Origin of the sequence: Magnetospirillum sp. 15-1 (assembly GCF_900184795.1) — a bacterium.
In the GTDB taxonomy this organism is placed as follows: domain Bacteria; phylum Pseudomonadota; class Alphaproteobacteria; order Rhodospirillales; family Magnetospirillaceae; genus Phaeospirillum.
In genome coordinates, this window is record NZ_FXXN01000026.1 from 358,652 (window position 1) to 384,273 (window position 25,622).

General features: G+C 66.2%; 25 protein-coding genes. 9 read left to right on the top strand and 16 right to left on the bottom strand.

The window, feature by feature from the left end; all coding sequences use genetic code 11:
* Positions 1 to 5: 5 nt before the first annotated feature.
* The 13 genes from CP958_RS17150 to CP958_RS26000 all read right to left on the bottom strand — a co-directional run bounded on the left by CP958_RS17150 (position 6) and on the right by CP958_RS26000 (position 13,183).
* Positions 6 to 1,454, bottom strand: coding sequence for a methyl-accepting chemotaxis protein (locus CP958_RS17150; protein ID WP_096703418.1), 1,449 nt, complete (start codon positions 1,452 to 1,454; stop codon positions 6 to 8).
* Positions 1,451 to 1,957 carry a pyridoxamine 5'-phosphate oxidase family protein gene (locus CP958_RS17155; protein ID WP_096703419.1) on the bottom strand — a complete coding sequence of 169 codons (507 nt, stop codon included), beginning with the start codon at positions 1,955 to 1,957 and terminating at the stop codon, positions 1,451 to 1,453. Before CP958_RS17155 ends, CP958_RS17150 begins: the two co-directional genes overlap by 4 nt.
* Entirely contained in the window at positions 1,944 to 3,266 is a 1,323-nt protein-coding gene (locus CP958_RS17160) for an AMP-binding protein (protein ID WP_096703420.1), read from the bottom strand. The genes CP958_RS17155 and CP958_RS17160 overlap by 14 nt, the downstream gene beginning before the upstream one ends.
* A 49-nt stretch (positions 3,267 to 3,315) precedes the next feature.
* Positions 3,316 to 3,711, bottom strand: a complete 396-nt coding sequence (locus tag CP958_RS17165) for a DUF120 domain-containing protein (RefSeq protein WP_096703421.1) — start codon at positions 3,709 to 3,711, stop codon at positions 3,316 to 3,318.
* Positions 3,708 to 5,060 carry a UbiD family decarboxylase gene (locus CP958_RS17170; protein ID WP_096703422.1) on the bottom strand — a complete coding sequence of 451 codons (1,353 nt, stop codon included), beginning with the start codon at positions 5,058 to 5,060 and terminating at the stop codon, positions 3,708 to 3,710. Before CP958_RS17170 ends, CP958_RS17165 begins: the two co-directional genes overlap by 4 nt.
* 71 nt (positions 5,061 to 5,131) lie before the next feature.
* A complete protein-coding gene (locus CP958_RS17175; RefSeq protein WP_096703423.1) occupies positions 5,132 to 5,389 on the bottom strand; it encodes a phenylphosphate carboxylase subunit gamma in 258 nt (85 codons plus the stop codon).
* A gap of 11 nt (positions 5,390 to 5,400) precedes the next feature.
* Positions 5,401 to 6,888, bottom strand: a complete 1,488-nt coding sequence (gene ppcA, locus CP958_RS17180) for a phenylphosphate carboxylase subunit alpha (protein WP_096703424.1) — start codon at positions 6,886 to 6,888, stop codon at positions 5,401 to 5,403.
* A gap of 14 nt (positions 6,889 to 6,902) precedes the next feature.
* Positions 6,903 to 7,412, bottom strand: a complete 510-nt coding sequence (locus CP958_RS17185) for an HAD-IIIA family hydrolase (RefSeq protein WP_096703425.1) — start codon at positions 7,410 to 7,412, stop codon at positions 6,903 to 6,905.
* A gap of 13 nt (positions 7,413 to 7,425) precedes the next feature.
* Positions 7,426 to 8,841 carry a phenylphosphate carboxylase subunit beta gene (gene ppcB, locus CP958_RS17190; protein ID WP_096703426.1) on the bottom strand — a complete coding sequence of 472 codons (1,416 nt, stop codon included), beginning with the start codon at positions 8,839 to 8,841 and terminating at the stop codon, positions 7,426 to 7,428.
* 71 nt (positions 8,842 to 8,912) lie between these two features.
* Positions 8,913 to 9,575: a CBS domain-containing protein gene (locus CP958_RS17195; RefSeq protein ID WP_096703427.1), complete on the bottom strand. Its 663-nt coding sequence runs from the start codon at positions 9,573 to 9,575 to the stop codon at positions 8,913 to 8,915.
* A gap of 22 nt (positions 9,576 to 9,597) precedes the next feature.
* Positions 9,598 to 10,689 (bottom strand): PEP/pyruvate-binding domain-containing protein, encoded by a 1,092-nt coding sequence (locus CP958_RS17200; RefSeq protein ID WP_096703620.1) that lies wholly within the window; start codon positions 10,687 to 10,689, stop codon positions 9,598 to 9,600.
* Positions 10,690 to 10,748: 59 nt separating this feature from the next.
* Entirely contained in the window at positions 10,749 to 12,587 is a 1,839-nt protein-coding gene (locus CP958_RS17205; protein ID WP_096703428.1) for a PEP-utilizing enzyme, read from the bottom strand.
* A gap of 323 nt (positions 12,588 to 12,910) precedes the next feature.
* Positions 12,911 to 13,183, bottom strand: coding sequence for a hypothetical protein (locus tag CP958_RS26000; RefSeq protein ID WP_141400557.1), 273 nt, complete (start codon positions 13,181 to 13,183; stop codon positions 12,911 to 12,913).
* Position 13,184: 1 nt separating this feature from the next.
* Here CP958_RS26000 and CP958_RS17210 point away from each other — a divergent pair, with 1 nt between their 5' ends.
* The 6 genes from CP958_RS17210 (at position 13,185) to idi (ending at position 19,982) form a co-directional block, all read left to right on the top strand.
* Positions 13,185 to 14,954 (top strand): sigma-54-dependent Fis family transcriptional regulator, encoded by a 1,770-nt coding sequence (locus CP958_RS17210; protein WP_197706419.1) that lies wholly within the window; start codon positions 13,185 to 13,187, stop codon positions 14,952 to 14,954.
* Positions 14,951 to 16,684: a sigma-54-dependent Fis family transcriptional regulator gene (locus CP958_RS17215; protein ID WP_096703430.1), complete on the top strand. Its 1,734-nt coding sequence runs from the start codon at positions 14,951 to 14,953 to the stop codon at positions 16,682 to 16,684. Before CP958_RS17210 ends, CP958_RS17215 begins: the two co-directional genes overlap by 4 nt.
* 203 nt (positions 16,685 to 16,887) lie before the next feature.
* Positions 16,888 to 17,490 (top strand): UbiX family flavin prenyltransferase, encoded by a 603-nt coding sequence (locus CP958_RS17220; protein ID WP_096703431.1) that lies wholly within the window; start codon positions 16,888 to 16,890, stop codon positions 17,488 to 17,490.
* A 16-nt stretch (positions 17,491 to 17,506) separates the two neighbouring features.
* Positions 17,507 to 18,358: a GTP cyclohydrolase FolE2 gene (gene folE2, locus CP958_RS17225; RefSeq protein ID WP_096703432.1), complete on the top strand. Its 852-nt coding sequence runs from the start codon at positions 17,507 to 17,509 to the stop codon at positions 18,356 to 18,358.
* Between the two features lie 151 nt (positions 18,359 to 18,509).
* On the top strand, positions 18,510 to 19,394 hold the full coding sequence (locus CP958_RS17230) for a transporter (RefSeq protein WP_096703433.1): 885 nt from the start codon (positions 18,510 to 18,512) through the stop codon (positions 19,392 to 19,394).
* A 24-nt stretch (positions 19,395 to 19,418) separates the two neighbouring features.
* On the top strand, positions 19,419 to 19,982 hold the full coding sequence (gene idi / locus CP958_RS17235) for an isopentenyl-diphosphate Delta-isomerase (protein WP_096703434.1): 564 nt from the start codon (positions 19,419 to 19,421) through the stop codon (positions 19,980 to 19,982).
* Between the two features lie 59 nt (positions 19,983 to 20,041).
* Here the strand turns inward: idi and CP958_RS17240 are convergent, their stop codons facing one another.
* Entirely contained in the window at positions 20,042 to 20,392 is a 351-nt protein-coding gene (locus CP958_RS17240; RefSeq protein ID WP_096703435.1) for a zinc ribbon domain-containing protein YjdM, read from the bottom strand.
* A gap of 237 nt (positions 20,393 to 20,629) precedes the next feature.
* On the opposite strand from CP958_RS17240, the gene CP958_RS17245 reads away from it, so the two are divergent.
* Genes CP958_RS17245 through CP958_RS17255 form a run of 3 tightly spaced genes read left to right on the top strand, consistent with a single transcriptional unit; the run spans position 20,630 to position 24,005 of the window.
* On the top strand, positions 20,630 to 22,840 hold the full coding sequence (locus CP958_RS17245) for a methyl-accepting chemotaxis protein (RefSeq protein WP_242442952.1): 2,211 nt from the start codon (positions 20,630 to 20,632) through the stop codon (positions 22,838 to 22,840).
* A 2-nt stretch (positions 22,841 to 22,842) separates the two neighbouring features.
* Complete coding sequence (locus CP958_RS17250) at positions 22,843 to 23,562, top strand: hypothetical protein (RefSeq protein ID WP_096703437.1); 720 nt, start codon at positions 22,843 to 22,845, stop codon at positions 23,560 to 23,562.
* Positions 23,556 to 24,005, top strand: a complete 450-nt coding sequence (locus CP958_RS17255; RefSeq protein WP_096703438.1) for a hypothetical protein — start codon at positions 23,556 to 23,558, stop codon at positions 24,003 to 24,005. The genes CP958_RS17250 and CP958_RS17255 overlap by 7 nt, the downstream gene beginning before the upstream one ends.
* Before the next feature lie 10 nt (positions 24,006 to 24,015).
* Here CP958_RS17255 and CP958_RS17260 read toward each other — a convergent pair whose 3' ends face one another.
* Both CP958_RS17260 and CP958_RS17265 read right to left on the bottom strand, forming a co-directional pair.
* Complete coding sequence (locus CP958_RS17260; protein ID WP_096703439.1) at positions 24,016 to 24,519, bottom strand: OmpA family protein; 504 nt, start codon at positions 24,517 to 24,519, stop codon at positions 24,016 to 24,018.
* Positions 24,512 to 25,600, bottom strand: coding sequence for a radical SAM protein (locus tag CP958_RS17265; RefSeq protein ID WP_170959016.1), 1,089 nt, complete (start codon positions 25,598 to 25,600; stop codon positions 24,512 to 24,514). Before CP958_RS17265 ends, CP958_RS17260 begins: the two co-directional genes overlap by 8 nt.
* Positions 25,601 to 25,622 lie beyond the last annotated feature (22 nt).

Sequence of the window (25,622 nt, forward strand, 5' to 3'; positions counted from 1 at the left end):
CCCGCTCAGGAGGCCCGAACCCGGTCGAGAAACGCCCCCACCTGCTCCCGCAGCCGGGCCGACTGGCCGGAAAGGGCGTCGGCCTCCCGCGTCAGGGAGGCGGCCATGCTCCCGGTCTCTCCCGCCGCCGCCGACAAGGTGGCGGCGTTTTCCGAGACCTCGCGGGTGCGGCTGGCCGTCTCGCCGATCGCCTCGGCGATCTCGCTGGCCGTCACCGATTGCTGCTCGACCGCCACGGCGATATCCCCGGTGATGCGGTTCATGGTCTCGACGGTTCCAGTGATGGACTGGATGGCGGAAACCACCGTGTTGGTCACCGACTGCATCTGGGAAACCTGGGCCTGGATCTCGTCGGTGGCCTTGGCCGTCTGGTTGGCGAGATTCTTGACCTCGCCCGCCACCACGGCGAAGCCCTTGCCCGCCTCGCCGGCCCGCGCCGCCTCGATGGTGGCGTTCAAGGCCAGCAGGTTGGTCTGGGCGGCGATATCGTTGATCAGGCTGACCACGTCGCCGATCCGGCGGGCGGCCTCGGCCAGCCCTTCCACCATGGCGTTGGTGCGCGTGGCCTCCTCCACCGCCCGCCCGGCGATGCGGGCGGATTCGTTCATCCTCTCCCCCACCTGCCCCACCGAGGCCGACAACTGGCCGGCCGCCGAAGCCACACGCCCCACATTGGCCGAGGCCTCGCCCGAGGCGGTGGCGACCCGGGCCGAGCGCCCGCTGCCCTCCTCCGCCGTTCCGGCCATGCGTCGCGCGCCTTCGCGCAGATGCTCGACCGCCGTGCCCAGGGACTGAACGATCGCCGAGATACCCGCCTCGAACTGGTCGGCCACGCCGCGCAGGGCCTCGGCCTGACCCGCATGGGCCTCGGTCTGTGCCCGCCGGGCACAGACCAGCTCGCCGATGTCGTGCCAGTTGACCAGCACCGCCGGCCGGCCGCCGATGGCCGCCACCGTCAGGGTCACCACGACCGGAAAGCCCTCGCCGTCGCGGCGGCTGTGCATCCATTCGAAGCGGTTGGAACCGTTCTCCAGGGCCTGTCCGATCATCTCGGCGGCCTTCTCGTCCGACCGGCGGCCGTCGGGCTGGAACTCCGGCGATATCTCGGAGGGCGAAACGGCAAGGACATCCTGGCGCCGCTCGCAGCCGAGCAGCCGGGCGGCGGCGGAATTGCACTCGGCGAACCGGCCATCGACGATCACCATGCCGGCGTCCGACGACAGATCGAACATGGCCATCGCCACCTCCTCCCTGAACGACGGCCCGCCCAGCCCGGTCAGGCCGGCCTGGCGGATACGGCCGACGGCGACCCAGCCGCCGGCCAGCAGCCCCAGCCCGACCACGGCCAGGGCGGCCGGCCCCGGGGACTGCCCAGACAGTGCCAGGGCGGCCAGGACCAGCGGTGCGGCGAGGCTGCCGAAAGCCGCCACCAGGGACTTGATGCGTCGCGTCATGGATATTCCCCACAAGCTCCGTCCACGGCGAAGCTCTCCTTGCTGCCGAAGGACCGGGTATTATCGATATAGGTCGCCCGTCCGACCGTCAGCCGATAGACGACGGCCTTGGCCAGTGCGGCGGCGATGGCCGGCGCCCGCCCGTCGGCCTTGAGGAAGCCGTACCGGCCGACCAGGCGGGCCAGCGCCACTGCGGCCTCGCCGGACCCCGTGGTCCGCGATGCCTCGCCGGCCAATTGCAGCCCGCGAACCTGCCGGAAATCGGCATAGTCCGGCGCCACCGTCGCCATGGCCGCCACCCGTCCCCCGGCATCGATCAGCCGGGAATGGCGGGCGGCGGGATCGGACAGCCAGTACAGGACGAAGCCGTCGTTGGCGTACATCAGCGAGCAGGCGTGCGGGAAGCCGCCCTCTCCGGCCAGCGCCAGCGACAGCACATGATGGCCGTCGAGAAACGCCCGCGCCGTCGCCAGGGTGGCGGAACCGCCGCTATCGCCGGACATGGAAGCGTCGCGCCTTCAACTCGAAGCGGGGTAACGCGCCGCGAGGCAGCGCCTCGACCTTGGGGCGAAACCCCAGCATGGCGTACAGACGCTCGGCCATCGGCCGGATGACCTCCTCGCCGTCACCGTCCAGTTCCAGCTCGATGGACATCTCGTCCATGTGCCGCACTGTTTCGACGGTGATGCGGAACTCGTCCACTTCGGGAAACTGGCGGATGATGTTCTCGACCGCGGCGGGGTAGACGTTGACGCCGCGCACCGTCACCATGTCGTCGGCCCGACCGATCACCCCCCCCTCGAAGCGCATTGAGGTACGGCCGCAAGCGCAACGCTCGTAGACGGGTCTGACGATGTCACCGGTGCGGTAGCGGATCACCGGGAAGGCCCAGCGGCCGAGATTGGTGATCACCAGCTCGCCCTTTTCGCCGGGGCCGACCGGCAGCAGGGTCCGGGGGTCGAGAATCTCGGCGAAGAACTCGCTCTCGATCAGATGGGTTCCGCCGGGCTGGGCCTGGCATTCGAAGGAATGGGCGCCCACCTCGGTCGCTCCGGCATGGTCAAAGCACGATGCCGACCACGTATCCTCGATGCGTTGCTTGGTGGCGGGAATGTTGGCTCCGGGCTCACCGGCATGGACGGTGGCGCGAATGGGGATCGACGACAGGTCGAAACCGCTCTCCCGCGCCACCTCGGCCAGACGGAGCGCGTAGGTGGGCGTGCAGGCCAGCACGGTGGCCCCGGCGTCGCGCATCAGTTCCAGCCGTTGCAGGGAATCGCGCCCGCCGCCCGGAATCATCATGGCGCCGACCTTGCGAGCCCCCTCGACAGCCGCCCAGAACCCGACGAAGGGGCCGAAGCTGAAGGCCATGAAGAAGCGGTCACCCGGCCCGACCCCCGCTCCGGCCAGGACATGGGCCCAGCAATCGCCGAACCAGTCCCAGCTTTGCTCCGTATCAGGAACCCGCAGCGGATTGCCGGTGGTTCCCGAGGTCTGGTGGAAGCGGACGTAATCAGCCGCCGGGTAGGTTAGGTTGGTGCCGAACGGACCGTTGGCGGCCTGATCCTCCACCAGTTCCTTCTTGGTGGTTACCGGCAGCTTGGCGATGTCGGCCAGCGAGACGATGTCGTCCGGATGGATGCCGGCAGCCTTCCATTTCCCGGTATAGAACCGGTTCTTACCCCACAGTTCGGCCATCATGGCCTTCAGCTTGCGGAACTGAAGCCCGGCCAGTTGTTCGCGCGGCAGGGTCTCGACGGCCTCGTCGAAGTAGGTGACCTTGCGGTCGAGGGTCAGGGTGGAGTTGCTCATCTTCCTCTCCGGTGTTGTCGTTCGGCCCCGATGGCTGCGGTGGCCGGGTCTAGAATTGGACGTGAAGGGTCAACCGATCTCCGTCGACCACTCCCAGGCGGTTGCGGATGGGGGTCGCGGCCAGCAGTTCGGCCTTGTCGGCCGGGTAGCCGGCGACATCGGGGATCACCAGCGCGGCCTCGACCGTTCCGGCCAGAAGCGCTCTGAAGCAGGCGGCTGCGCAGCAACCCTCGCGCGGGGGGATGCGGATCCCATGGCTGTCCAGCAGTTCGGACCGGATTCCCGGCCAGTGCGGACTGGAAATTCGCAGATTGAAGGTCCCGGGATAGGGAGTGAACCCCAGCCGCGTCTCGCATTCCCGCAAGAACCAGCCCAGCGAGGTGAAGGCCCGCCCCTCACCCAGGCCGGAACAGGTCTCGCCGGCCAGTTCCACCAGCCGGTTCATGGCCTCGTCATCCCGGCCAGCACCCGTGCCGCCCGCTCCATGGCGGCGGCAGGGATGGCGATGCGCTTGCCGGCGGCCTGCCCGCCCCTGGTGGCGTCGAAACCGATCTTCGAACCGCTGCCGTCGGCCGGCGGCGACGGGTCGATCACATAGCCCTCCAGCCCCGACAGGATCACCGTATCCCGGTCGGGCTGGTAGCGGGTGGCCAGAGCCCACGAGACGTGGCGGGGATCACGGATATCGATGTCGGCATCCACCACGGTGATGGATTTCAGCCGCCGGTCGAGACCCAGCGCCAGCAGGATCAGCCGGCGCACCTCGTGCGGCTTGAGCCCGTCCACCGCCAGTACGGCGTTGAAGCCACAGGTGCCCGCCACCAGTTCCAGATCCCGGACGCCGTGGCCGTGGTTGCGCAACTGCCCCAGCAGGTCGGCGCCGGCGGCCAGTGACAGCAGATTGTCCACCTCGACCGTCCACGGGCACAGCCCGGCATAGATAAGGTCGCGGCGGTGCAGGATGGCCGAGACCTCCATCACCGGGCTGACGTTGGAGAAGTAGTAGCCGGTATTCTCGCCGAACGGCCCTTCCTCCCGGCGCACGCCCGGCAGCACGCGCCCCTCGATCACGGCCTCGGCACGGGCCGGAATGTCGAGATCCACCGTCAGACCAGGGGTCATCTCCAGGGGATGGCCGCGCAATCCGCCGGCGATCTCCAGCTTGTCCGGCCCGTCGGCCCCGGCCTTGATGACGGCGGCCAGCAGCATCGCGGGGTCGACGCCCAGCGCCACCGCCACTTCCAATGGACGGCCCGCTTTCTCGGCAGCCGCCAGATAGAGCGACAGCGGCGGATTGGCCAGCAGGATACCCAGCCGGTTACCGCCATGGACCATCATACGGTGGATGCCCATGGCGCGGCGCCCCGTATCCGGGTCGCGGGCCAGGACCACCCCGCAGGTAATATATGGGGCGGCGTCGTCCTCGTGATGGGTGAGGATCGGCAGGATGGCGGCCACGTCGGCGGGAGCCTTGTGGACCACTTCCTTCACCGGGGCGGGTCCGTCCATCGGCACGGGGGCGCGGGCATGGTGTCGGGCGCCCAGATAGGTGTCGGCCAGCCGCTCCTCGGTGGTTCCCATGGCGCGGGCCATCAGCCGGCGACTGCCCAGCAGGTTGCCCGCCACCCGCACCCCCGGATAGCCGTCGACGTTTTCAATCAGCACCGCCTTGCCCGAGGACTGCGCCCCGGCCAGAACGGCGGCGATCTCGTGGCGGGGCGAAAGCCGGTCGTCGATGCGCAGCAAGTCCGGGCCGATATCGTCCAGGAACCCTCTGAGATCCGCATATCCCATGGTTCGATCCTCGTTCTCGGGAAAAAAGGAAGGCACGGGAGCCCCGGGGGAGGACGGGGCTCCCTCCGGGCTCAGTAGCGGTACTTTTCCGGAAAGCGCTCGACCTCGGAGAGGATCTGGATCGAGAAACGCTTGTCGGAGAGCTGCCCGCGCCCGAAGCGGACCTGGAGCCGGTCGGGCAACCGTTCCAGATCGGGCGACAGCTTCGCCCGGACCCGCTTGTAGGTGTATTTCCGGTGACCGTCGTCGAGCGTGCGGATGGTCAGCTCCATCTCGCCGTCACCGGCCAGTTCCGCCAGATCGGACACGAAGATTTCCCAGGTGTTCATCGCCGGTCTCCTTACTTGACGGGGGAGAAGCCGTAGGCTTCCCAGTTGCCGACGACCTTTTCCTGGATCGCCTTGGGGTAGACGTTCTTGAACGACACCACGGTGGGCACTTCGTTGATGCGGTCCCAGTCCACGGGCCAGGTGCAGTCGAACAGCACCTGCGAGCCCATGGAGTATTTCCGCTCATGCGGGCTGGCGTGGGGATAGAGGGCGGTGCCGGTGGTGTGCTCGAACACCCGGATGCCGCGCACCGGATTACACCGGGTGCAGAAGGCGTGATACACCTCGTCCCAGTTGTAGATGTCGATGGTGTCGTCGACCACCATCACCATGTGGAACCACGGCCCCAGCTTGCTGCCGAAAGCCAGTTGGGCGATCTGGGTGGCGATGCCGGCATAGGTGGGCTTGACGCCGACGATCATCATGTGATGGGTCGAGCGCGGGTGCATGTACACCCCGGTGATGGGAATACCCTGGCTGCGCAGCAGCTTGTCCAGTTCGAGCCCCAGCGAGAACGAGCGCAGCAGCTGCCCCTCGTCGGTGGGAACGCCCATGTTCGAAATGGTCATGGTGGCGTTGTTGCGATACGTGATGCACTTCACCCGGAAGGTCACCCGGAAGTCGCGCGGCGAGGTGCGATAGCCGGTGTACTCGCCGAACGGGCCTTCCTCGACCTTCACGTCGGGAACGATCTCGCCCTCGATGATGATCTCGGCGTCGGCCGGAACCTCCAGATCGCTGGTCTCGCACTTGACCAACCGGACCGGCCGGCCGGCCAGCATGCCGGTCAGCTCGGGCTCGGGGATCGGCGAGGGCGCGCAGGCCGCCATGGCCGCCAGCGGCGACAGGCCGATGGCGGTGGCGAACGGCATGGCCTCGCCGCGCGGCAGGTAGTATTCAGACAGCGTCTTGCCCAGGTCGGAGAATGGGAATACCGCGCCCGACATGGTGCGGCCGTCATACATCATCTGGCGATACATGCCCCAGTTGACGTCGCCCCGCACCGGATGGCGGGTGATGACCGCGTGCCAGGTCCCCACATAGCGGCCGCCATCGCCGTCATGGACCAGCGGCACCGGCAGCCGGGTGAGATCCACGTCGTCGCCGGTCAGGATGTTCTCCTTGCACGGCGCCTCGTCGCGCCCCACCAGCACCGGGGCAACGGGGGCCGAATTGGTGCGCTTCAGGTACTCGGCCGAGATTTCCGGCAGGGTGGATTCCGGCTTCATGCCGAGCGCGATGGCCATGCGGCGGTAGGAGGACAGCGGCGCCCCGAAATAACTGAAGCCGGGATAGTCCTTGATCCGCGTCATGTAGGGGGCGGGAGCGCCCAGCTCGCAGACGCGGCGCACGATGGCCCCCGCCTCGTTGTCCCAATCCACTTCCTGGTCGATCTGGACCATGTCGCCGGTCCGGCGCAGCGCCTCGATGTATTCACGGTTGCTCAAGGGCGCGTTGATCCCGGGCGCCCCCGGCTGGGTCTTGCTGATGGTGTTCATTCGGTCTTCCTTTCTCAGGAGAGCTTGGCGAGCAGGGCTTCCCACTTGCCCTGGGCTTTCAGGATCAGTTCGGCGGTCTCGCGCACCGCGCCGCGGCCGCCGCCCGCCGTGGTGACCAGGCAGGCGATATCGCGGATTTCGGCCACGCCGTCGGCCACCGCCACCGGCATGCCCACCCGCTTCATCATCGAGTAGTCGACCAGATCGTCGCCCACGTAGCAGACCTCGGCGTCCGAGATGCCCATGTCGGCCTTGATCTCCTCGTAGGCGACGGTCTTCTTCTTGATGCCCTCGTAGTAGCGCTTGATCCTCAGTTCCTCGGCGCGGTTGCGTACGGCACCGCACTTCTTCGAGGTGATGATCGCCACCTCGATGCCGGACATCTGAAGCGCCACCACGCCCAGACCGTCCTTGATGTCGAAGTTGCGGGTCTCGACCCCGTTGTCATCCATGACGATCCGGCCGTCGGTCATCACGCCGTCCACGTCCAGGATCACCAGCTTCACGTCCTTGGCCTGTTCCATGATTCGCCCCTCCTCAGACGCCGATGCCGTATTCGGTCCAGCGCCGCTCGACCTTGGCCATGGTGTCCTTGTCGAGCGCCACCTCGACCGGCTTCTCCTTCCATTCGAAGGGGATGGTGGCGTCGAGGAGGATGCGCGACGTGATCAGCTTGTTGCCCTCCGGGTCGAGCGCCGGGTCGAGCGGCGTCGAGCGCCCGCGCTTGATCAGTTCGGTGCCGCGCATGGGGTCGTAGCGGCAGGCCAGGGCCCAGAAGACGCGCTGGATGTCGTCGGCGGCGATGTCCTCGTCCACCACGATCACGCCCTTGATGCCGTAGCTGCCGGTCGTGGTGGAGATGACGGCGTTGGCGACCTGGGACGAATGGCCCGGATACATGGTCTTGACCGAGACCACGGCCCAGAAGCGCCCGGCCGATTCGGGCATGACGTTGACCGACTGGATACCGGGGATGGCCATCTTGGACAGGTCGGTCCACAAGGTGGCGGTCCGGGTGAAGGACAGCAGCATGTGGACGTCGGTGACCGGGCGGCCCACCGAGGTGGCCCACAGGATGGGCTTGTTGCGATGGAGGATCTGCTTGACCTCCAGGCAGGGCTTCCTCACCTCCTTGTAGAGTTCCTCGGTGTAGTAGCCGGTGTACTCGCCGAAGGGACCCTCGGGCTGGAAGTTGTCGGGGTCGATCTCGCCTTCCAGAACGATTTCCGCATGGGCGGGCACCGGCAGGCCGGTCAAGGGCGCCTTCAGGAACTCGGTGGCCTTGCCGCGAACCGACCCGGTCAGGTCGTACTGGTTGGCTCCCTCGTGCTGCAGGGTGGCGGCCATCATCATCAGCGGATCACAGCCGATCACCGCGACGGCCGGCATCTTGCGGCCCAGCTTCTTGTACTTGTTCATGATGCGCTCGCCGCGCTTGCCGGGCAGGATCTGGACGCCGCAGCGCTTGTTGTCGAGCATCTGCATGCGGTAGGTGCCCAGGTTGATCTGGCCGTTCTCCGGGTCCTGGATCACCACGAAGACGGTCGTGCCGATATAGCGCCCACCGTCGCGGGGGAAGAATTTGGGCACCGGGAACATGTTGAGGTCGACCTTGTCGCCGCTGATCACGTTCTCGAGGATCGGGCCGTCCTTGACCTCGACCGAGGGGATCAGTTCGTCGATGGTCAGCTCCATCCACTTCCGCGCCGCCTGGCACAGCGTGTATTCGCGCGGCATGTTGACCACCATCGCCAGGCGCGACGAGGTGGCGAAGGCGCCGGTGAACACCGAGGTGTCGTAGCCCTTGACGTTCTCGAACAGCAGGGCGGGGCCCTTGCGCTCCTCGGTGACCTTGGAGACGTGGGACAGTTCCAGGTTCCAATCCACCTCGGCGGTGACCCGCTTCAGTTCGCCGGTCTCGTCACACCTCTTGATGAAATCCCTCAGATCCATGGCAATAACTCCCTGTTTGGCCGGAGCCCTTTGCTCCGGCCATTGATAAGCGCACGGCGATGCCGGCTGGTTCAGTGCAGCGCTTCGATCCGTTCCAGCACCGGGAACGACGCCTGCTGCAGCGCCCCCACCACACCGGCGAAGTCCTTGGCATGGAAGCGGACGATCAGCTTGGCCTCGGGCTTAGGCGTCAGCGGTGGAGCGGAAGCGATGGGATAGATCGCCAGCACCTCGCCGCCGGCATCCTCGATGACGGTGACGGTGCGGCCGATGACGCCCGGCTCCAGTTCCATGGGGCCGAGCGTGACACCGCTGCGCCGCTCCCAGGCCCCCAGGAAATGGGCGGCCAGATTGAAGATCTCGTTGGCCGAGATGATGCCGACCACGCAGTCGCCGTCGACCACCGGGAACTGGGCCACGCCCAGGTCGCGGCCCTTGGCCAGGCATTCCTCCATGGTGGTCTCGACGCCCACGGTCGCCGGATTGCGGACCATGACGTCCTTGACCTTGAGGCGCGTGGTGAAATAGTCGAACTCGTTGGGGTCCTGGCTTTTCAGCATGAACAGGGTCGTCCTGATGCAATGTGCCCGGGTCAGCAGCCCCCGCAGCCGGCCGTCGTCGACCACCGGCAGCGCCTGGAGGTTCCTCGTGGTGAGGATGTGCTTGGCCTCGGACAGCAAGGCGTCGCTGCTGACCGTGACCGGCGGATGAAGCATCCAGTTCTTCACTTTCATGGCAATTCTCCCTGGGGCCGTCCTAATGGACGAGCTTCTTGCCGGCCAGCATGTTGGCCAGGATGTGGTCGAGAGGCGACGAGGTGCCGCCGACGGCGGTCGAGGCGGCGCCGTCCTTGCCGCTCCACACGGTCTCGGGACGGGCCTGAAGGATGAAGACGTTGCTTCCCTTCGGCATGTCCTTGTCGATGGCCCACTCGATATCCATGGGCCGGCCGTAATGACGCTCGATGGCCTTGGCCATGCGGGCCAGCTCGGTCAATTCCTCGTCGGTGACCGATTGCACCTTGCGCCGTTCGTCGGGCACCTCGGCCTTCACGGTCTTGTGCGCCTTGTGATCGACCGTATAGAGGATCGTCTTGTCGGAGATGTTGCGCTCCATCACCTCCAGCGAGACCTTGTTGACCCGGAACTGATCCGGCGTCACCTCGCCCGACACCACCGATTCCCCGAAGCCGAAATTGGCGTCGATCACCACCGATGAACGATCACCGTTGGAGGGATTCAGGGTGAACATCACCCCGGCGGTGAAGGAGTTGGCCATCTTCTGCACGCCGACGCTGATGCCGACGTCAGTGTGGCGAAAGCGCATCTTCTGCCGGTAGGCGATGGCTCTGGCGGTGAACAGGCTGGCGGTGCAGCGGCGCACCCGGTCGAGGATGTCGTCCACCCCCCTGATCCACAGATAGGTATCCTGCTGGCCGGCGAAGCTGGCTCCGGGCAGGTCCTCGGCGGTGGCGCTGGAGCGTACCGCCACCGGCGTCGCCGGCATGCAGCACACCAGGGACAGCCGGGTATAGAAGTGGGCGATCTCGTCCTCCATCCGCGTGGAGAACGGCGTCTGCTGGATGCGCTCGCGGATCTCCTGGCTGACGGTCTCCAGCCTGGCGATGTCGTCATGGTCAATACCGGCCAGCATGGCCTCGACCTCGCACAGCACGGTATTGGCGCTCATGAACTCGCGATAGGCCGCGGTGGTGACCGCGAAGCCGGGGGGCACCCGGACTCCGGCCTGGATCAGTTCGCCGAGCGACGAGCATTTGCCGCCGACCTCTTCGATCATGTTGGAATCGCAGTCCGAGAACCAACGGACATGGGGGGATTGAATGGACATGAGGGCTGCCTTCTCCTGAGGGCGCGCCGAGGCGCGCCCCCGTTGCGCTTCCACCTGGTTCACAGGATGGTGATCTCGCCGGTCGACCCGTTGACGCGGATCATCTGCCCGGTCTTGATGATCTTGGTGGCATGGCCGGTACCGACCACGGCGGGCATGCCGTACTCGCGGCAGACGATGGCGGCATGGCTCATCACCCCGCCCACATCGGTGACGCAAGCCCCGATCTTGGAGAATACCGGCGCCCAGGACGGCGAGGTGGTGGGAGACACCAGGATCTCACCGGCCTCGAGACGGCAGATGTCCTCGACCGTCCGGCAGACGCGGGCCTTGCCCTCGACCGTGCCCGGACTGCCGGCGAAGCCCTTGAACGCCCGGATGTTGTCCGGATCGTCGCAATCCTGGATGTCGGACCACGACTTCAGGGATTCGTTGGTCACGCCCCACAAGACGATGGTGAAGGGTTCCTGGATCACTTCGGGGGCGGTGCCGACCGCCGGAGGCGGGCTCCACTCGCGGAACTTTTGCAGCACCTCCTTGCGCCACCCGATCTCCTTGGGCAGCGTGAAGGCGCCGCGCGGCTTCACTCCGGTAGCCCAGGCGGTGACCATGTCCCACAGGGCATCCTTGATCTCGCCGCGCCGCAGGTACCAGATGTCCTCGACGTCCTCGATCATGCCGTGCTCGACCATGATCCGCGACACCTCGCGCACCTTGTTCCAGAACACCGAGTGGAACCAGTGCTCGACGTAGAACAGATGATTCTCCACATAGGGAAATACCGTCTTGGCGGTATTGAGCAGCTGGTCGAAGGCGGCGCGGTCCTGCTCGTTGGCGATCAGCGCACGGTATTCGGCGGTGATGGAGTCGCGTTCCTTGCGAATGGCCTCCAGGGGCCGGTCAAGGCTCTCGCCTCGGCGCAGCTTTTCGGCATACATGCAGATGGAGGACAGCGGGACATCCGGTTCGTCGTTCCACGAGCGGTCGTGGTGGTACCAGCCGGTCCCGGTCGAGATGTTGAACCAGGGATAGCGGGCCTCCTCGAAGGCGGCCAGCCACTTGCGGCCGTTCTCGCTGCCCTTCATCACTCCCTGGACGTCGGCGAGGCGCGGATTGCCGCTCAGCGAAGCATCGACCCCGAGGGAAGCCGCCAGGCGGGCCAGCTTCTTCAGTTCCTCGTCCGGCCGGTACATGATGACGTCGATGCCCGAGACCATCTGGGTGACGCGCTGTGCCTGGATGTCGGGAAAGATCTTCTGGCAGAAGTCGAGGAAGGTGACATAGGCGGCGTAGCCCAGATTCAGGAACTCGAAATGGTACTGCCAGCAGCGGATACCCAGGTCGATCAGCTGATCGTAAGCCCTGAGCAGATGGTAGCCGCTGGATTCCCCCAGCCCGTCCGTGACGAAGGAGATGTCCTCCAGTTCGGGCAGCGTCGGAATCTTCAGTTTTTCCAGGCTGTCGATGGTGGAGCGCATCTTGGCCTCCCAGTTGGCCTCGAGCTCCGTCCAGTTGGAGTAGTAGTAGCCGGCCCGCTCCATGAAGTGGGCGACGCGCGCCTCGACCACCTTCGGGTCCTTCACCGGCACCGGCGAGATGTAGGGGTAGCCGTTGATGATCCGGTGATCCACGCCGAACACCGGCGGAACCGAGAACACCCGCGTATTGTTCTGCGACAGGGCGAGATACCACGCCTCGTCCCAGATGGTGTCGAAGGGACACAGCGGCTCGGGATAATGAAGCCCGTCGTAGAACCAGAAGGCGTCGGCTTCGTACGTCCGCCGCTCCTCGTCGTCGGTCACGAACTGGTACTGATAGGGATACATCCGTTCCCAGCCCTCGGTGCCGGGAATCGTCTCCAGATCATGGGGGCAGGGAAAGCTGCTCTTGTTGCCCATCGTTGCCTCCTTGGGGTGAAGCCTGTCGGTTTTTATTGTTTCGCGGCCACCTCGATCAGAGGCGGCCGCAATCCACCAGAAATTCGAAGATGGCAGCATCCATATGCATGGGGTACTCGGAATGCCGCCAATGAAGGCGGCGAACTTCCGGCGTATCATCATGTATATTTGCGCACTCCCCATCTTCGGTTATATTGTTATTGTTTATCATGTGGCTAATGATACTAAGAACATTGCCAATCTTTCCAAAACTTACTGCCATGTCTTCTATCCATAGTTGCCGCTTACCGAGATCGGGTGGTGCGACATTTTTGCTGGAAGGCTTAATAGCAAGGTGCATGCCAGCCCAGGCCGATCTGTGAAGGGCGGGATATCGCCAAGTACAGAAAAGGATAAATAATCAGCAAATATCGATAGCTAGGGAGGGCATTTGATTTAGATGAATTAAAAATCACATTATCTCCGAAGCTGTCGCGCGAAAGGCCGGAGCGTCGGTGGATGATGATTTTCACCAGGAAAAGCCCTGCTGGCTTAAAATGATCAATCCGGATAACCGGCCCGAACAAGAAGCGGCCGGAGTCGGAGGGGGAGGTCACGATGGAATCTCTGCGACATCCGGCGGCCAGGCACGCTGGGGCGATCTACAAGTACACCTGGGAGCCGGGAGCCAAGGTGATGGTCCCAACCAGCGCCGAGCACCACGGCGACGGCCCGGAAATCAGCGACCTGGTGAGCTGCCTGCGCTTCGCTCCGGGCGACGGCAGGATCTGGTTCGACAGCGAACGCATGAACCTGATTCACGTCACCACCCTGGGCGCGATGCGCGACACGCTGATCGACAAGGTGGGCGAGGACACGGCGCGCGGCCTGATCACCCGCATGGGCTATGCCAGCGGCGTCAGGGATGCGGCCCTGGCGCGCAAGGTCCGCCAGAACGGTTCGTTCCGCGACGCCTTTCTGGTCGGCCCGCAGTTGCACACCTTGCATGGCATGGTGGCGGTCCAGCCGGTGCACCTGGAATGGAACACCGAGGAAAGCAGCTTCTATGGTGAGTGGATTTGGTCCTGGAGTTGCGATGCCGAGCACCACCTGGCCCATTTCGGCGTGTCGGACCGGCCGACCTGCTGGCTCCAGCTGGGCTACGCCACCGGCTTCACCAGTGCCTTCACCGGATGCCGCGTCATCTACCGCGAGGTCCAGTGCCGGGCCATGGGGCATCCGCATTGCCGCATCGTCGGCCGACAGCTCGAGGCGTGGGACCCGGAGGAAATCGCCGCCGAATTACGGGCGCTGCAGCCGGAGACCTTCGCCAACCGGCCGGGCACCCGTTCGGCCATTCCGGTGGGCATGGCCATCGACGATCCCCTGGTCGACGTGGTGGGAGCCTCGCAAAGCTTCGTCTCGACCTGCCATATGCTCCAGAAGGTGGCCCGGACATCGGCGACGGTGCTGTTCCTGGGCGAGACCGGCGTCGGCAAGAGCCTGTTCGCCCGAACGCTGCATCAGATCAGCAACCGCGCCGACAAGCCGTTCGTCGCCGTCAACTGCGCCGCCATTCCCGAAGGCCTGGTCGAGGCGGAACTGTTCGGTGTGGAAAAGGGCGCCTATACCGATGCCGGCCAGTCGCGGCCGGGCCGGTTCGAACGCGCCAACCACGGGACCCTGTTCCTCGACGAGGTGGGGACGCTGTCACCCACCGCCCAGGCCAAGCTGCTCCGGGTATTGCAGGAACGCGAACTCGAACGGGTGGGCGGCACCGCCACGGTGAAGATCGACGTGCGCATCGTCGCCGCCACCAACGAGGATCTTTTGCAAGCGGTCAAGGACGGGCGGTTTCGCGAGGACCTGCTCTACCGGCTGAATATTTTCCCCGTCTACCTGATGCCGTTGCGTGACCGCCGCGAGGACATCCCCCTGCTGATGGACCATCTGGCCCGCCAGTTCTGCCGGGTCCACGGCAAGCACGTCAGTGGCTTCACCAACGCGGCCATCGACGCGCTGCACCAGTACGACTATCCCGGCAATATCCGGGAACTGGAGAATCTGATCGAGCGGGCGGTGATTCTGGTCGACGACGGCTTGCCCATCGATATCGACCACCTTTTCGTCGGCGAAGACCATCTGGCGTCGGTGCTGCTCAAGATCGACGCCATGGGAGCGCTGCATTCCGGAACCGGCGGGGCCCGCGCCGACACCCTGATCGAGAATCTGCTGCGCATCCCCTATGACGATCTGGAGGAGGGATTGATCACCGAGGCCATGCGCCGCGCCGCGGGCAACGCCTCCCAGGCCGCCCGGCTCCTGGGCCTCAAGCGGTCGCAGGTCACCTATCGGCTGAAACAGATGGGCCGGGGGGAAACGCCATGATCAAGCCATCCTCGGAGGGCGCCCGCCCTCTCCACGGACAGCGCAGCGAAACCACGGCCGAGCTGGACGCGCTGATCGAGTGCCTGCGCTTCTCGCCGGGAGAGGGACGGATATGGTTCGACAACCAGCCGGTCGCCCTGATCCGCACGTCGGCCCTGTCATCCCTCCACCACGAGCTGGTCGACATCCTCGGTCAGCGCGAGGCCGGCTATTTCCTGGCCCAGTTGGGCTTCGCCTCGGGCTCGCGGGACGCGCAGCTGGCCCGCAAGCTGGACGCCGGGAACGATCTGCCCTCCCTAATCGAGATCGGCCACCGGCTGCGGGCCATCCGCGGCATCGTCTCCATGCGGCCGGTACGGCAGGAGGCCGATCTGGCCGCCGGCCATTTCTATGCCGAGGCCGTCTTCTCCGGCGACTTCGAGGCGGACACCCGCTTGGCCAACGACGGAATTTCCCATAGCCCGGTATGCTGGATGCAGGTGGGTTTCGCCTCGGGCTTCGCCAGCACCCTGCTGGGCCGTCCGGTCATCTACAAGGAGGTGGAGTGCCGGGCCTCGGGCAGCCGCCATTGCCGGATCATGGGCAAGCTGCTGGAGGAGTGGCACGCCGACGAAATCGAGGCCGAGCTGCACTGTATTCCCAAGGACATCCTGGAAGGGCGCCGCCCGGCGCCGGCCCGCCCGCGGCGCAGCCCCCCACCCCGCCCGTCCCAGCCCGCCGGAGAGGAGATCGGCCCCGGACTGGTCGGCACCTCGCCGGCTCTGATTTCCACATGGCGGCGGATTCAAAAGGTGGCCGAAACCTCGGCCACCGTCCTGCTGCTGGGCGAGACCGGTGTCGGCAAGGGTGTCTTCGCGCATGCCCTGCACCAGACCAGCCGTCGCAGGGATAAGCCCTTCATCGCCATGAACTGCGCCGCCATCCCGGAAAACCTGATCGAAGCGGAACTGTTCGGCGTGGAGAAGGGCGCCTTCACCGGCGCCACCCAGTCGCGGCCCGGCCGGTTCGAGCGGGCCGACGGGGGAACCCTGTTTCTCGACGAGGTCGGCTGCCTGTCGCTGCCGGCCCAGTTGAAACTGCTGCGGGCCATCCAGGAAAAGGAGATCGAGCGGGTGGGCGACACCATGTCCCGCCGGGTCGACGTCCGCATCGTCGCCGCCACCAACGAGAAGCTGGAAGTCGCGACGGCGCAGGGGCGTTTCCGGGAGGACCTGCTGTTCCGTCTCAACGTGTTTCCCGTCCACATCACGCCCCTGCGGGAACGCCGCGAGGACATCCCGCCGCTGCTCGATCATTTCCTCGCCCGCTACAACCAGCGCCACGGGCGCCATGTCGCCGGCTTCAGCGACGCGGCCCTGACGGCCTTCTGCCGCTACGACTATCCGGGAAACATCCGCGAGCTGGAGAATCTGGTCGAGCGGGCGGTCATTCTGGGCGAGGACCATCAGCCCATCGACATCATGCATCTGGTTGGGGTCGAGGGATTGATCAGCGCATTGATCGGGCCGGCCCCCGAGGAGGAAGCCCCGCCGGAGGCACCGGGTTCGGCCTGCGCCACCCTGCTCGACGAGATGCTGGCGCGCGGCCTGCCATTGAAGGAGGTGGAGCGGCGGCTGATCATGCTGGCGCTCCGGCGGGCCGACGGCAACATCTCGCAGGCGGCAAGGCTGCTCGGCATGACCCGGCCGCAATTCGCCTATCGCCTGGATAAGTTGCAGTCCGAGGAGTGATTGCGGATTTTCGCCGATCGCTAACCGGCGAGTGGCGAATTTGATCAAGATCGCCCGCCGGCTCATATGGCCGACGGGCGTCTTTTTCCCCATTTTCGGCGAATTCCTGGCGGTTTCTCCCGCGACGGGGCGTTTGGCCCGGCTCTTGCGGAAGGGTTCAGGCGCGACTTGCGCCAATCGACCAAAACGGGGAGGAGACCGCCATGACCCATCCAATCGTCGTCGCCATCACCGGCGCCACCGGCGTGATCTACGGCGTGGAATTGCTGAGGGCGCTGCATGCCCTGGGCGAGCCCGTCCACCTGATCCTCAGTGAATCCGCGGTGCGCAATCTGCACATCGAGACGACCTACAGCGTCGAGGAAGTCGAGGCCATGGCCGAGGTGGTCTACAACAACAAGGATATCGGCGCTTCGGTATCCAGCGGGTCGTTCAAGACACGGGGCATGGTGGTCGCCCCCTGCACCATCAAGACGCTGTCGGCCATCGCCAACTCGTTCAACGACAAGCTGGTGGTCCGCGCCGCCGACGTGACGCTGAAGGAGCGGCGGCCCCTGGTGCTGATGGTTCGCGAGACGCCGCTGCATCGCGGCCATCTCGACCTGATGATGCGGGCCGCCGACAACGGGGCGACTCTGCTGCCCCCCATGCCCTCCTTCTACAACGGGCCGAAGACCATCATGGACATCGTGCATCAGAGCGTCGGCAAGGCGCTCGATCAGCTCGGCATCGACCACGACCTGTTCCGGCGCTGGACCAGCGAGGTGTCCAAGGACCTCGCCATCCGGCTGGCCCGCACCGCCTGACGCGCCGGCCACGCCCATGCCCCCCCTCCCCCTCGGCGTTCCCGCCGCCCCCCTTCCCGCCGCAGACGTCCAGGGATTCCACGACCCCCGCGACATCCCGATCCAGGACGTCGGCGTGCGGGGAGTCCGCGTTCCCGCCTCGGTCGCCGGCCGCGACGGCCTGCGCCACCACAGCGTCGCCCTGCTCGACATGTTCGTCTCCCTCGAAGGCCACAAGAAGGGAGCGCATATGTCCCGCTTCCTGGAACTGGCCGGCCGGGGAATCGAAATCGGGCCGGGCAGCGTCCGCCATCTGGCAGAGACCATGCTCGACCGTCTTGAGGCACGGGCTGGCAGCATCGAGCTGCGTCTGCCGGTATTTCTCTCCCGACCGGCCCCGGTCACCGGAGCCATCGCCCTGCTCGACTGTGATCTGCGCCTATGGTCGCGCATCTCGGACGGGGGGAGCGAAACGGGCCTGGCGGTGGTGGTGCCGGTCACCAGCCTTTGCCCGTGCTCGAAGGCCATCTCGCGCCATGGCGCCCACAGCCAGCGCTCGCACGTCACCGTCGAGGTCGAAGGGCGGGACGGTCTTCCTCCGTTCGAGGACATCGTCGAACTGGTCGAGGCACAGGCCTCGTGCGCCATCTTTCCACTGCTCAAGCGGGCCGACGAGAAGTTCGTGACGGAACGCGCCTACGAGAACCCGAAATTCGTCGAGGACATGGTTCGCGACGTGGCCGTGGCGCTGGAGGCCGACCCGCGGATAGGGTCGTTCGCCGTCTCGTGCGAGAACTTCGAATCCATCCATACCCATTCGGCCTTCGCCCGCATCGAGCGCCGGGATGATATCAGCAAATTCATCCATTCGCCGGCCTATCCCCGCTGATTCGCTGAAATTGGACAAGCCCCGTGCCGGCCCCGGCGCTCCGCCGGACCGGAAATCCGCCGGAGTGCCGGTTGGCATGCCTCTTGCCTTTGAGCCGGCCGGAGGGATGCCGGTCACGGCACTCATAACAATAATCGAGGCGAGGTTTCACATGAGGAAATATCTGATCGCGGCCGCGGCCGGCCTGGGACTGGCCGCGCAGGCGGCCCATGCCACCGAGGGCGGCGCCAGCCAGTACCCCAACGGCGCCGAGGGCTTCATGGTCGGGGCCGCTCCGCCGCCCGGCGTCTACTTCATCAACTACACCACCTGGTATTCGGCCGACCGGGTCAACGACTCGCGCGGCAACAAGCTGCCGGTCAAGGTCAAGGTCGACGCGGTGGCCGACGTGCCCAGGCTGCTCTGGATGTCACCTCACCAGATCCTCGGCGCCAACTGGGGCATGCACGTCTTCCTGCCCCTGGTCCACCTGGACGCCACCCTGGGCGGATGGTCCAAGCGGGAGTTCGGGCTGGGCGACATGACCGTCAGCCCGGCGGTGCTTTCCTGGCACTGGAAGAATTTCCACATGGTCTCGGTCCTGGACTTCCACCTGCCCACCGGCAGCTACAACAAGAACGACCCGGTCAACATCGGCGTCAACTACCTCGGGATCGAGCCGGTGCTGGCCGGGACCTATCTTTCGGACGACGGGTGGGAGGCCTCGGCCAAGCTGATGTACGCCATCAACACCCGGAATCAGGATACCGACTATCTGTCGGGTCAGGCGTTCCACATGGACTACACCCTGGCCAAGCACATTGGCGACTGGGCGTTGGGCATCGGCGGCTACTACTACCACCAGACCACCGACGACGAGCCGGGAGCCGGCGGGGGAGCCAACGGCAATCGTGGTCTGGCTTTCGCCATCGGCCCCCAGGTCAAGTACGACATCGCCGGCAAATACTCGGTGATCGGCAAATGGCAGCATGAGGCCGTGGCCGAGAACCGGGCGCAGGGCGACAAATTCTGGGTCAAGGCGATCATCCCGTTCTGATCCGGAAAAAAAGGGAGCGGCACCATGGCAGAGCGCGAATTCGTCGTCCTCGTGAATCAGGCCGACCGGGCCTGTGGGCAGATGGAGAAAATGGCGGCCCATCGGATCGGAGTGCGCCACCGCGCCTTTTCGATCATGCTGGGCAATCGGCTCGGTCAGGTGCTGCTCCAGCGCCGGGCGTTGGGGAAATACCATTCCGGCGGTTTGTGGGCCAATTCGTGCTGCGGCCACCCGAGGCCGGGGGAAGAGATCGCCGCCGCCGCCGCCCGGCGCCTGGGCGAGGAACTCAACATCAAGGCGAGGTTGCGGCCGGTCGGACTGTTCTCCTACCGCGCCATGGTCGGCGATGGGTTGATGGAGAATGAGCTGGTCCACTTTTTTCACGGCTGCCACGACGGTCCGATCCACCCCAATGCCGACGAGGTGATGGAAATCCGCTGGATCGACCCCACCAGTCTGGCCCCGGATACCGACCACCTGACTCCCTGGCTGCGGCTGTACATCGCCGAGAACCCCGGCTTCCTCCAGGTTTCGCCGACGAGGACCTGGGCCTCCCCAGGACTGGTATCCGGTTCCTGGTCGCCCTGAAATGCAAATCGGGGCCGACGCATTATCGGCCCCGATATTTCGGTTCGTCCGGGCCGGGCCTAAGCTTTTTTCACGAATTCCGACTTGAGATTCATGGCGCCGATGCCGTCGATCTTGCAGGAGATGTTGTGTCCGTCGGTGGCGTCCACCAAACGGATGCCCTTGACCTTGGTGCCGCCCTTGACGACCAGGGACGAGCCCTTGACCTTCAGATCCTTGATCACGGTCACGCTGTCGCCGTCGCTGAGCACGTTTCCGTTGGCATCCCGCACCTCGGAACTCTCTCCGCCGGCATCGCCGGAATCGGTCTCGGGGTTCCATTCATGGGCACAGTCGGGGCAAACCCACAGGCTGCCGTCATGATAAACGTTTTCGGAGTTGCACTTGGGGCAGGTCGATCCACTGGTCATTGTTTACCTCGTTGCTGGTGGCGCGATCCTAATGCACCGACCCACCCGATAGGAAACACAAGCTTGCGGTCCGCGCACGATTGCTTGGGCCGCACCGCCAATGCGCGTTTGGCGCTATGGCGATGCGGGGGGGAAAGATGTACCCTCGCCGGGACCATCTTGATGCCCTAACGCGTCCGAACGCGGCCTTCCACAAGAGAAGGAGGCAACATGATCAACGGCCTGGGAGGGACATGAATGCTTGCGATGATCGCCAACACCCGGATTCTCATCAAAGTATTCGTCGCCCCGGTCATCCTGATCATATCCATGCTGATTCTGGGCGTGGTGTTTCACTTCGCCATGACCCGGCAGAACACGGCCATGGACAGCATGGTCAACAGCTCGTTCGCCAACAGCCGCACCGCCGCCGAACTGGACGGCATGGCGGCCACCATCGAGTCCAACATCTACCGCATCCTGGGCTGGAAGGCGGCCAAGGAGGACAAGGACAAGATCGCCCAGCTGGACAAGGAACTGCGCTCCGACATCAAGGAATTCGGCGACAAGGCCAACGCGTTGCTCAAGGCCATGGCCGCCGAGCCGGCGGTGGCCAAGCACGTCAAGGACTACCTGCTGGCGGCCGGCGACGTGCTGGGCATGTACGAGAGCGACCATATCACCGCGCTCTCCATGATGGGCGCCACCGAGATCGAGTTCGACAGCCTGCGCGCCGACCTGCAGGGCCTGACCACCAAGGCGGCTTCGCGCGCCGCCGCCGACTATCACGACACCTCGGCGCTGGCCGCCTCCACCGAAATGGAATACGCCCTGTTCCTGGGCGTCTTCCTGCTGGTCGGGGCGCTGGCGACGTTCGCCATGGGCCGCATGATCGCCCGGCCGGTCACCGAGATCACCCGGGTGATGGGATCGCTGGCCGGCGACGATCTCGACGTGGAGGTGCCGTTCCTCGACCGCAGGGACGAGATCGCCGAGATGGCCGCCGCCGTCGAGGTGTTCAAGGCCAACAAGCGCCGCGCCCTGGAACTGGAGCAGGCCCAGCGGGCCGACCAGGAGGCCAAGGAGCAGCGGCGCATCGCCCTGGAGCAGCAGGCCGCCCGGTTCGAGGCCAGCGTCACCGACACCCTGGAAGCGGTGGTCGCCGCCAGCGGCCACATGCAGCAGACCGCCAGCGACATGGCCTCGACCTCCGAGACGGTCAAGCATCAGTCCCAGGCGGTGTCGGACGCCGCCGCCCAGGCCTCCGACAACGTCAACTCGGTGGCGGCCGGCGCCGAGGAACTGTCGGCCTCCATCAAGGAGATCGGCCGCCGGGTCAGCCATTCCAGCTCCATGGCCCGGACCGCCGCCCGGGAATCCGAGGAGGCCAACGGCATCGTGCGCGGCCTGGCCGAGGCCACCCAACGCATCGGCGAGGTGGTGGACCTGATCAACTCCATCGCCGCCCAGACCAACCTGCTGGCCTTGAACGCCACCATCGAGGCGGCGCGGGCCGGCGAGGCGGGCAAGGGCTTCGCCGTGGTGGCGGGCGAGGTCAAGACCCTGGCCACCCAGACGGCGCGCGCCACCGACGAGATCGCCGCCCAGATCGCCGTGGTGCAGCAACGCACCGATGCGGCGGTGGGCGCCATCGCCCATATCAGCGGTACCATCACCGAGATCGACACCATCGCCGCCGAGATCGCCCAGGCGGTGGACCAGCAGGACGCCGCCACCCAGGAGATCGCCCGCAACGTCCAGCAGGCGGCGGTGGGCGCCCTGACGGTGACCGACAGCATCCAGTCGGTCAGCGCCGCCACCAGTTCCAGCGGCCAGATCGCCACCGACGTGCTGGAATCCGCCCGGCAACTGGCGGCCAAGGCCGACCTGCTGCATGAGGAGGTGGATTCCTTCCTGGCCGCCATCAAGGACGAGGAGAAATTCACCCATTCCGAAGATCTGGCCTTTGCCGACTTCGTCCGGGCCGGCGCCACCAACCTTGCCGGACGGCTCGAGGCGGCGGTGGAGCGGGGCGAGATCAGCCTCGACAACCTGTTCGACGAATCCTACCAGCCCGTCCCCGGCACCTCGCCGCAGCAGGTCTCGACCCACTTCACCGAACTGGCCGACCGGCTGTTCCCCGAGATTCAGGAAAAAGCCCTGGTCCAGTTCCCCAAGGCGGTGTTCTGCGTCGCCGTGGACCGCAACGGCTATCTGCCCACCCACAACGCCAAGTTCTCCAAGCCCCAGGGCGCCGACCCGGTGTGGAACGACGCCAATTGCCGCAACCGCCGGATATTCGCCGACCCCACCGGCCTCGCCGCCGCCAAGAACACCGCCAAGCCGTCCCTGGTGCAGACCTACCGCCGCCAGACCGGCGACAAGAGCGTGCTGATGATCGACGTATCGTCGCCCATCATGATTCGCGGCCGCCACTGGGGAGCCCTGCGCATGGGCTACGCCGTCTAGCCGTGCGGCGGCTCGCCGCCCTCGTCGCCCTGATCCTGCTGACGGGGTTCAGCCCGGCATGGGCCTGCATCTCGGGTCCCACCGACGTGGCCAAGGGCCGGGTATTCGTGCCCGACGGCCACAACGCCTGGACCAGTCCGATCGGCTATATGAGGGCGGGATGGCCCGCCTTCCTGACGCTGGGGCTGCTGGGCAAGGGCGACCGCTGGGAACTGACCGACCCTGACACCCACGGCCCGGTAACCTGGAAAGCGGAGCCGCGGGCGGAAGGCGGTCTTACCGTATGGCTGGCGGCCGAGGAGGGCGGACAGAGCGCGCTGCCCCTGCGCTATGTCTTCGCCGACGGGCGGACCAGCCCCGTCCTCTATATCCTGATCGTCGAGCCGCCGCCCCCACCGCCCAGGCCGTGGGTGTTGAACGTGGACAAGGCCGCCCACAAGGACATCGCCAAAGCCGGGCACGAAACCATCCTGCGCATGTCCATGCCCCTGCCCGCCGGTCGGCGCTGGGAGGTGAAGGAGGCCGCCTTCTTCTTCCATGCCGACAAGGAATGGCGGCCCATGCCCCTCGAGCCCATCTCCGGCGAAGCGGGAGCCTTCCGCTTCGTCCCCCAGGGGGAGAAGGCCCGCATCACCCTGGTGGAGGCGGGCGACGGCTGGCTGCTGTTCCCCGACACGGTGACGGTCGAATTGATCGTCGATTCCTTCGTGCCGAAATGCTGAGCCGTGCCGCCCTTGTCCTCGCCCTGGCCGGCGGCCTGTCCAGCGCGGCACTGGCCGGTGGCGATCTCAGATGCGGCGCGCTGCTGACCGTCGGCGACAGGGGGTTCAGCCTCGCCGATTCCGGCGGAACGCGGGTTTTCGAGTTGGAGGAGTGGCGGATCTGCTTCACCTGCGCCGGGCTGCCCGCCCTGCGGCTGGCCCTGAACGACATGACGGACGGAGGCAAGGCCTGGGTGTCGGTCGCCGTCCAGCCCTGCGGCCCGCCCGAAGCCCCGCCCGCCGAGCGCTATTGCCTTGAAGACACCGGCATACAGGTGGGCAGCCGCCTGGGCGGCCAGTGCCGCTTTCCCGAGAAGACGACGCTAGGACAGCTATGGGCGGAGCTGACGCGGTCGCCGCCGCCGGAGATCGTCAACGGCTGGTGGACCCATTTCAGGCGATAGGCGCTGATCCTCAGTTGGGCTCCAGCCGAACCACCACCCGCCGGTTGGCGGCCTTGGCCGTTTTGGTGCGGGCCGGATCGAGGGGGCGCTCGCGGCCGAAGGAGATGGCCGATATCCGTCCCTCGGCCACGCCGCGCCCGATCAGGTATTGCCGCACCGTCTCGGCCCGGCGTTCGCCGATGGCCAGATTGTACTCGCGGGTCCCCTTGTCGTCGGCATGGCCTTCGACAAGGACGGGAATGGCGGGCTCCCGCACCAGGATATCGGCCAGATCGTCCAGAATCCGCTTGGCCGTGGCGTCCAGGTCCAGCCGCTCGGCGGCGAAGGGCACCACAATCTCGCGCGGCTCGATGCGTGGCCGGACGGGCGGCGGGCCATAGACGGCCAGGGGCGTTTCCCGCTTGGCCAGCGGTTCCTCCACCGCCTCGACCGGCGATGCGCAACCGCCCCCGGCGGCGGCCAGGGCGGTGGCGGCGAAGCGCAGCAGGAATTCGCGTCGGCTGTCGTCAGTCATCACACTCTCCCATTTCTCCGATCTTCACGAGGCCGCAATGGACGGCCTGCGGGTCCTCGGGGTCGAACAGATGGAACCCGCCGCCCTCGCACAGATCCCAGTGGTCGCAGCCCCGGCAGACGGACGGCGCCGTGTCGCGACGGCCCTGACGGAAACGGCCAAAGCCGCCCCGCCACAGATCGAGGAAGGCGGCCTCGCGGATACTGCCCTCGGTGAAGCGACGCGACACGCTGGGACAGCCGGTGACACCGCCGTCGTGGAGGATCGAGGCGATCACCGTGCCCGAGCCGCAATAATGCATGCCTTCGCGCACCCGGCATTCCCAGTTGGGCCCCCAATAGCCTTCCTCGCTCAGCGTCACCGCGATATCGCGGCGCTGCTGGCGGGAACGGGCGACGAAGGCCAGCAGGTCGCGATACTGCTCTCCCGACAGCATCAGCCCCGAATCCCGCCCGGCCCGCCCGCGCGAGAACACCGGGGTGAAGCGCACCTGCGGCACCCCCAGGGCGGCGAGATGATCGACGAAGGGCTCCAGCCGGTCGATGTTCAGGGTGCTGACGCAGCAGATGACGTCGAAGGCGGCATAGAACGGATCGGCCACCAGCCGCTCCAGCGCACCCGAGACCTTGCGGAAGGCACCGTCATGCCGCCGCAGGCCGTCATGGGCCTGTTCCAGCCCGTCCAGGCTGACCGAAATGGTCGACAGCCCAGCCGCCTTGAGCGAGGCCAGCCGCGCCGCGTCCAGCAGCATGCCGTTGGTGGTGATGCCCCAGGCATAGCCGAGGCCGGCGGCAAAGGCCCCCACCTCCTCGATATCCCGGCGGATCAGCGGCTCGCCGCCGATGATGGCGAAGGTGATGTCACGCGGGTCGCAGGCCAGGGCGATGGCGGCCAACTCCCGCTTGAGGACTTCGGGAGGCAGTTCCTTGTGACGGGTGGAATTGTCGCGCAGGCAGTCGCTGCCGCAATGGCGGCAGGCGAGATTGCAGCGCAGCGTCGCCTCCCAGAACAGATAGCGAAGCGGATGTTCATCCGCCATCCGGGCCTTGGCGGCGATGAACCGCTCCAGCCTATCGGCCACGCAATCCCGGCGATCCATCCCA

Coding starts and splice junctions, on each gene's coding strand:
- CP958_RS17150 (WP_096703418.1), bottom strand. CDS start 1,454: ATGACGCGACGCATCAAGTCCCTGGTGGCGGCTTTCGGCAGCCTCGCC.
- CP958_RS17155 (WP_096703419.1), bottom strand. CDS start 1,957: ATGTCCGGCGATAGCGGCGGTTCCGCCACCCTGGCGACGGCGCGGGCG.
- CP958_RS17160 (WP_096703420.1), bottom strand. CDS start 3,266: ATGAGCAACTCCACCCTGACCCTCGACCGCAAGGTCACCTACTTCGAC.
- CP958_RS17165 (WP_096703421.1), bottom strand. CDS start 3,711: ATGAACCGGCTGGTGGAACTGGCCGGCGAGACCTGTTCCGGCCTGGGT.
- CP958_RS17170 (WP_096703422.1), bottom strand. CDS start 5,060: ATGGGATATGCGGATCTCAGAGGGTTCCTGGACGATATCGGCCCGGAC.
- CP958_RS17175 (WP_096703423.1), bottom strand. CDS start 5,389: ATGAACACCTGGGAAATCTTCGTGTCCGATCTGGCGGAACTGGCCGGT.
- ppcA (WP_096703424.1), bottom strand. CDS start 6,888: ATGAACACCATCAGCAAGACCCAGCCGGGGGCGCCCGGGATCAACGCG.
- CP958_RS17185 (WP_096703425.1), bottom strand. CDS start 7,412: ATGGAACAGGCCAAGGACGTGAAGCTGGTGATCCTGGACGTGGACGGC.
- ppcB (WP_096703426.1), bottom strand. CDS start 8,841: ATGGATCTGAGGGATTTCATCAAGAGGTGTGACGAGACCGGCGAACTG.
- CP958_RS17195 (WP_096703427.1), bottom strand. CDS start 9,575: ATGAAAGTGAAGAACTGGATGCTTCATCCGCCGGTCACGGTCAGCAGC.
- CP958_RS17200 (WP_096703620.1), bottom strand. CDS start 10,689: ATGTCCATTCAATCCCCCCATGTCCGTTGGTTCTCGGACTGCGATTCC.
- CP958_RS17205 (WP_096703428.1), bottom strand. CDS start 12,587: ATGGGCAACAAGAGCAGCTTTCCCTGCCCCCATGATCTGGAGACGATT.
- CP958_RS17210 (WP_197706419.1), top strand. CDS start 13,185: ATGGAATCTCTGCGACATCCGGCGGCCAGGCACGCTGGGGCGATCTAC.
- CP958_RS17215 (WP_096703430.1), top strand. CDS start 14,951: ATGATCAAGCCATCCTCGGAGGGCGCCCGCCCTCTCCACGGACAGCGC.
- CP958_RS17220 (WP_096703431.1), top strand. CDS start 16,888: ATGACCCATCCAATCGTCGTCGCCATCACCGGCGCCACCGGCGTGATC.
- folE2 (WP_096703432.1), top strand. CDS start 17,507: ATGCCCCCCCTCCCCCTCGGCGTTCCCGCCGCCCCCCTTCCCGCCGCA.
- CP958_RS17230 (WP_096703433.1), top strand. CDS start 18,510: ATGAGGAAATATCTGATCGCGGCCGCGGCCGGCCTGGGACTGGCCGCG.
- idi (WP_096703434.1), top strand. CDS start 19,419: ATGGCAGAGCGCGAATTCGTCGTCCTCGTGAATCAGGCCGACCGGGCC.
- CP958_RS17240 (WP_096703435.1), bottom strand. CDS start 20,392: ATGACCAGTGGATCGACCTGCCCCAAGTGCAACTCCGAAAACGTTTAT.
- CP958_RS17245 (WP_242442952.1), top strand. CDS start 20,630: ATGCTTGCGATGATCGCCAACACCCGGATTCTCATCAAAGTATTCGTC.
- CP958_RS17255 (WP_096703438.1), top strand. CDS start 23,556: ATGCTGAGCCGTGCCGCCCTTGTCCTCGCCCTGGCCGGCGGCCTGTCC.
- CP958_RS17260 (WP_096703439.1), bottom strand. CDS start 24,519: ATGACTGACGACAGCCGACGCGAATTCCTGCTGCGCTTCGCCGCCACC.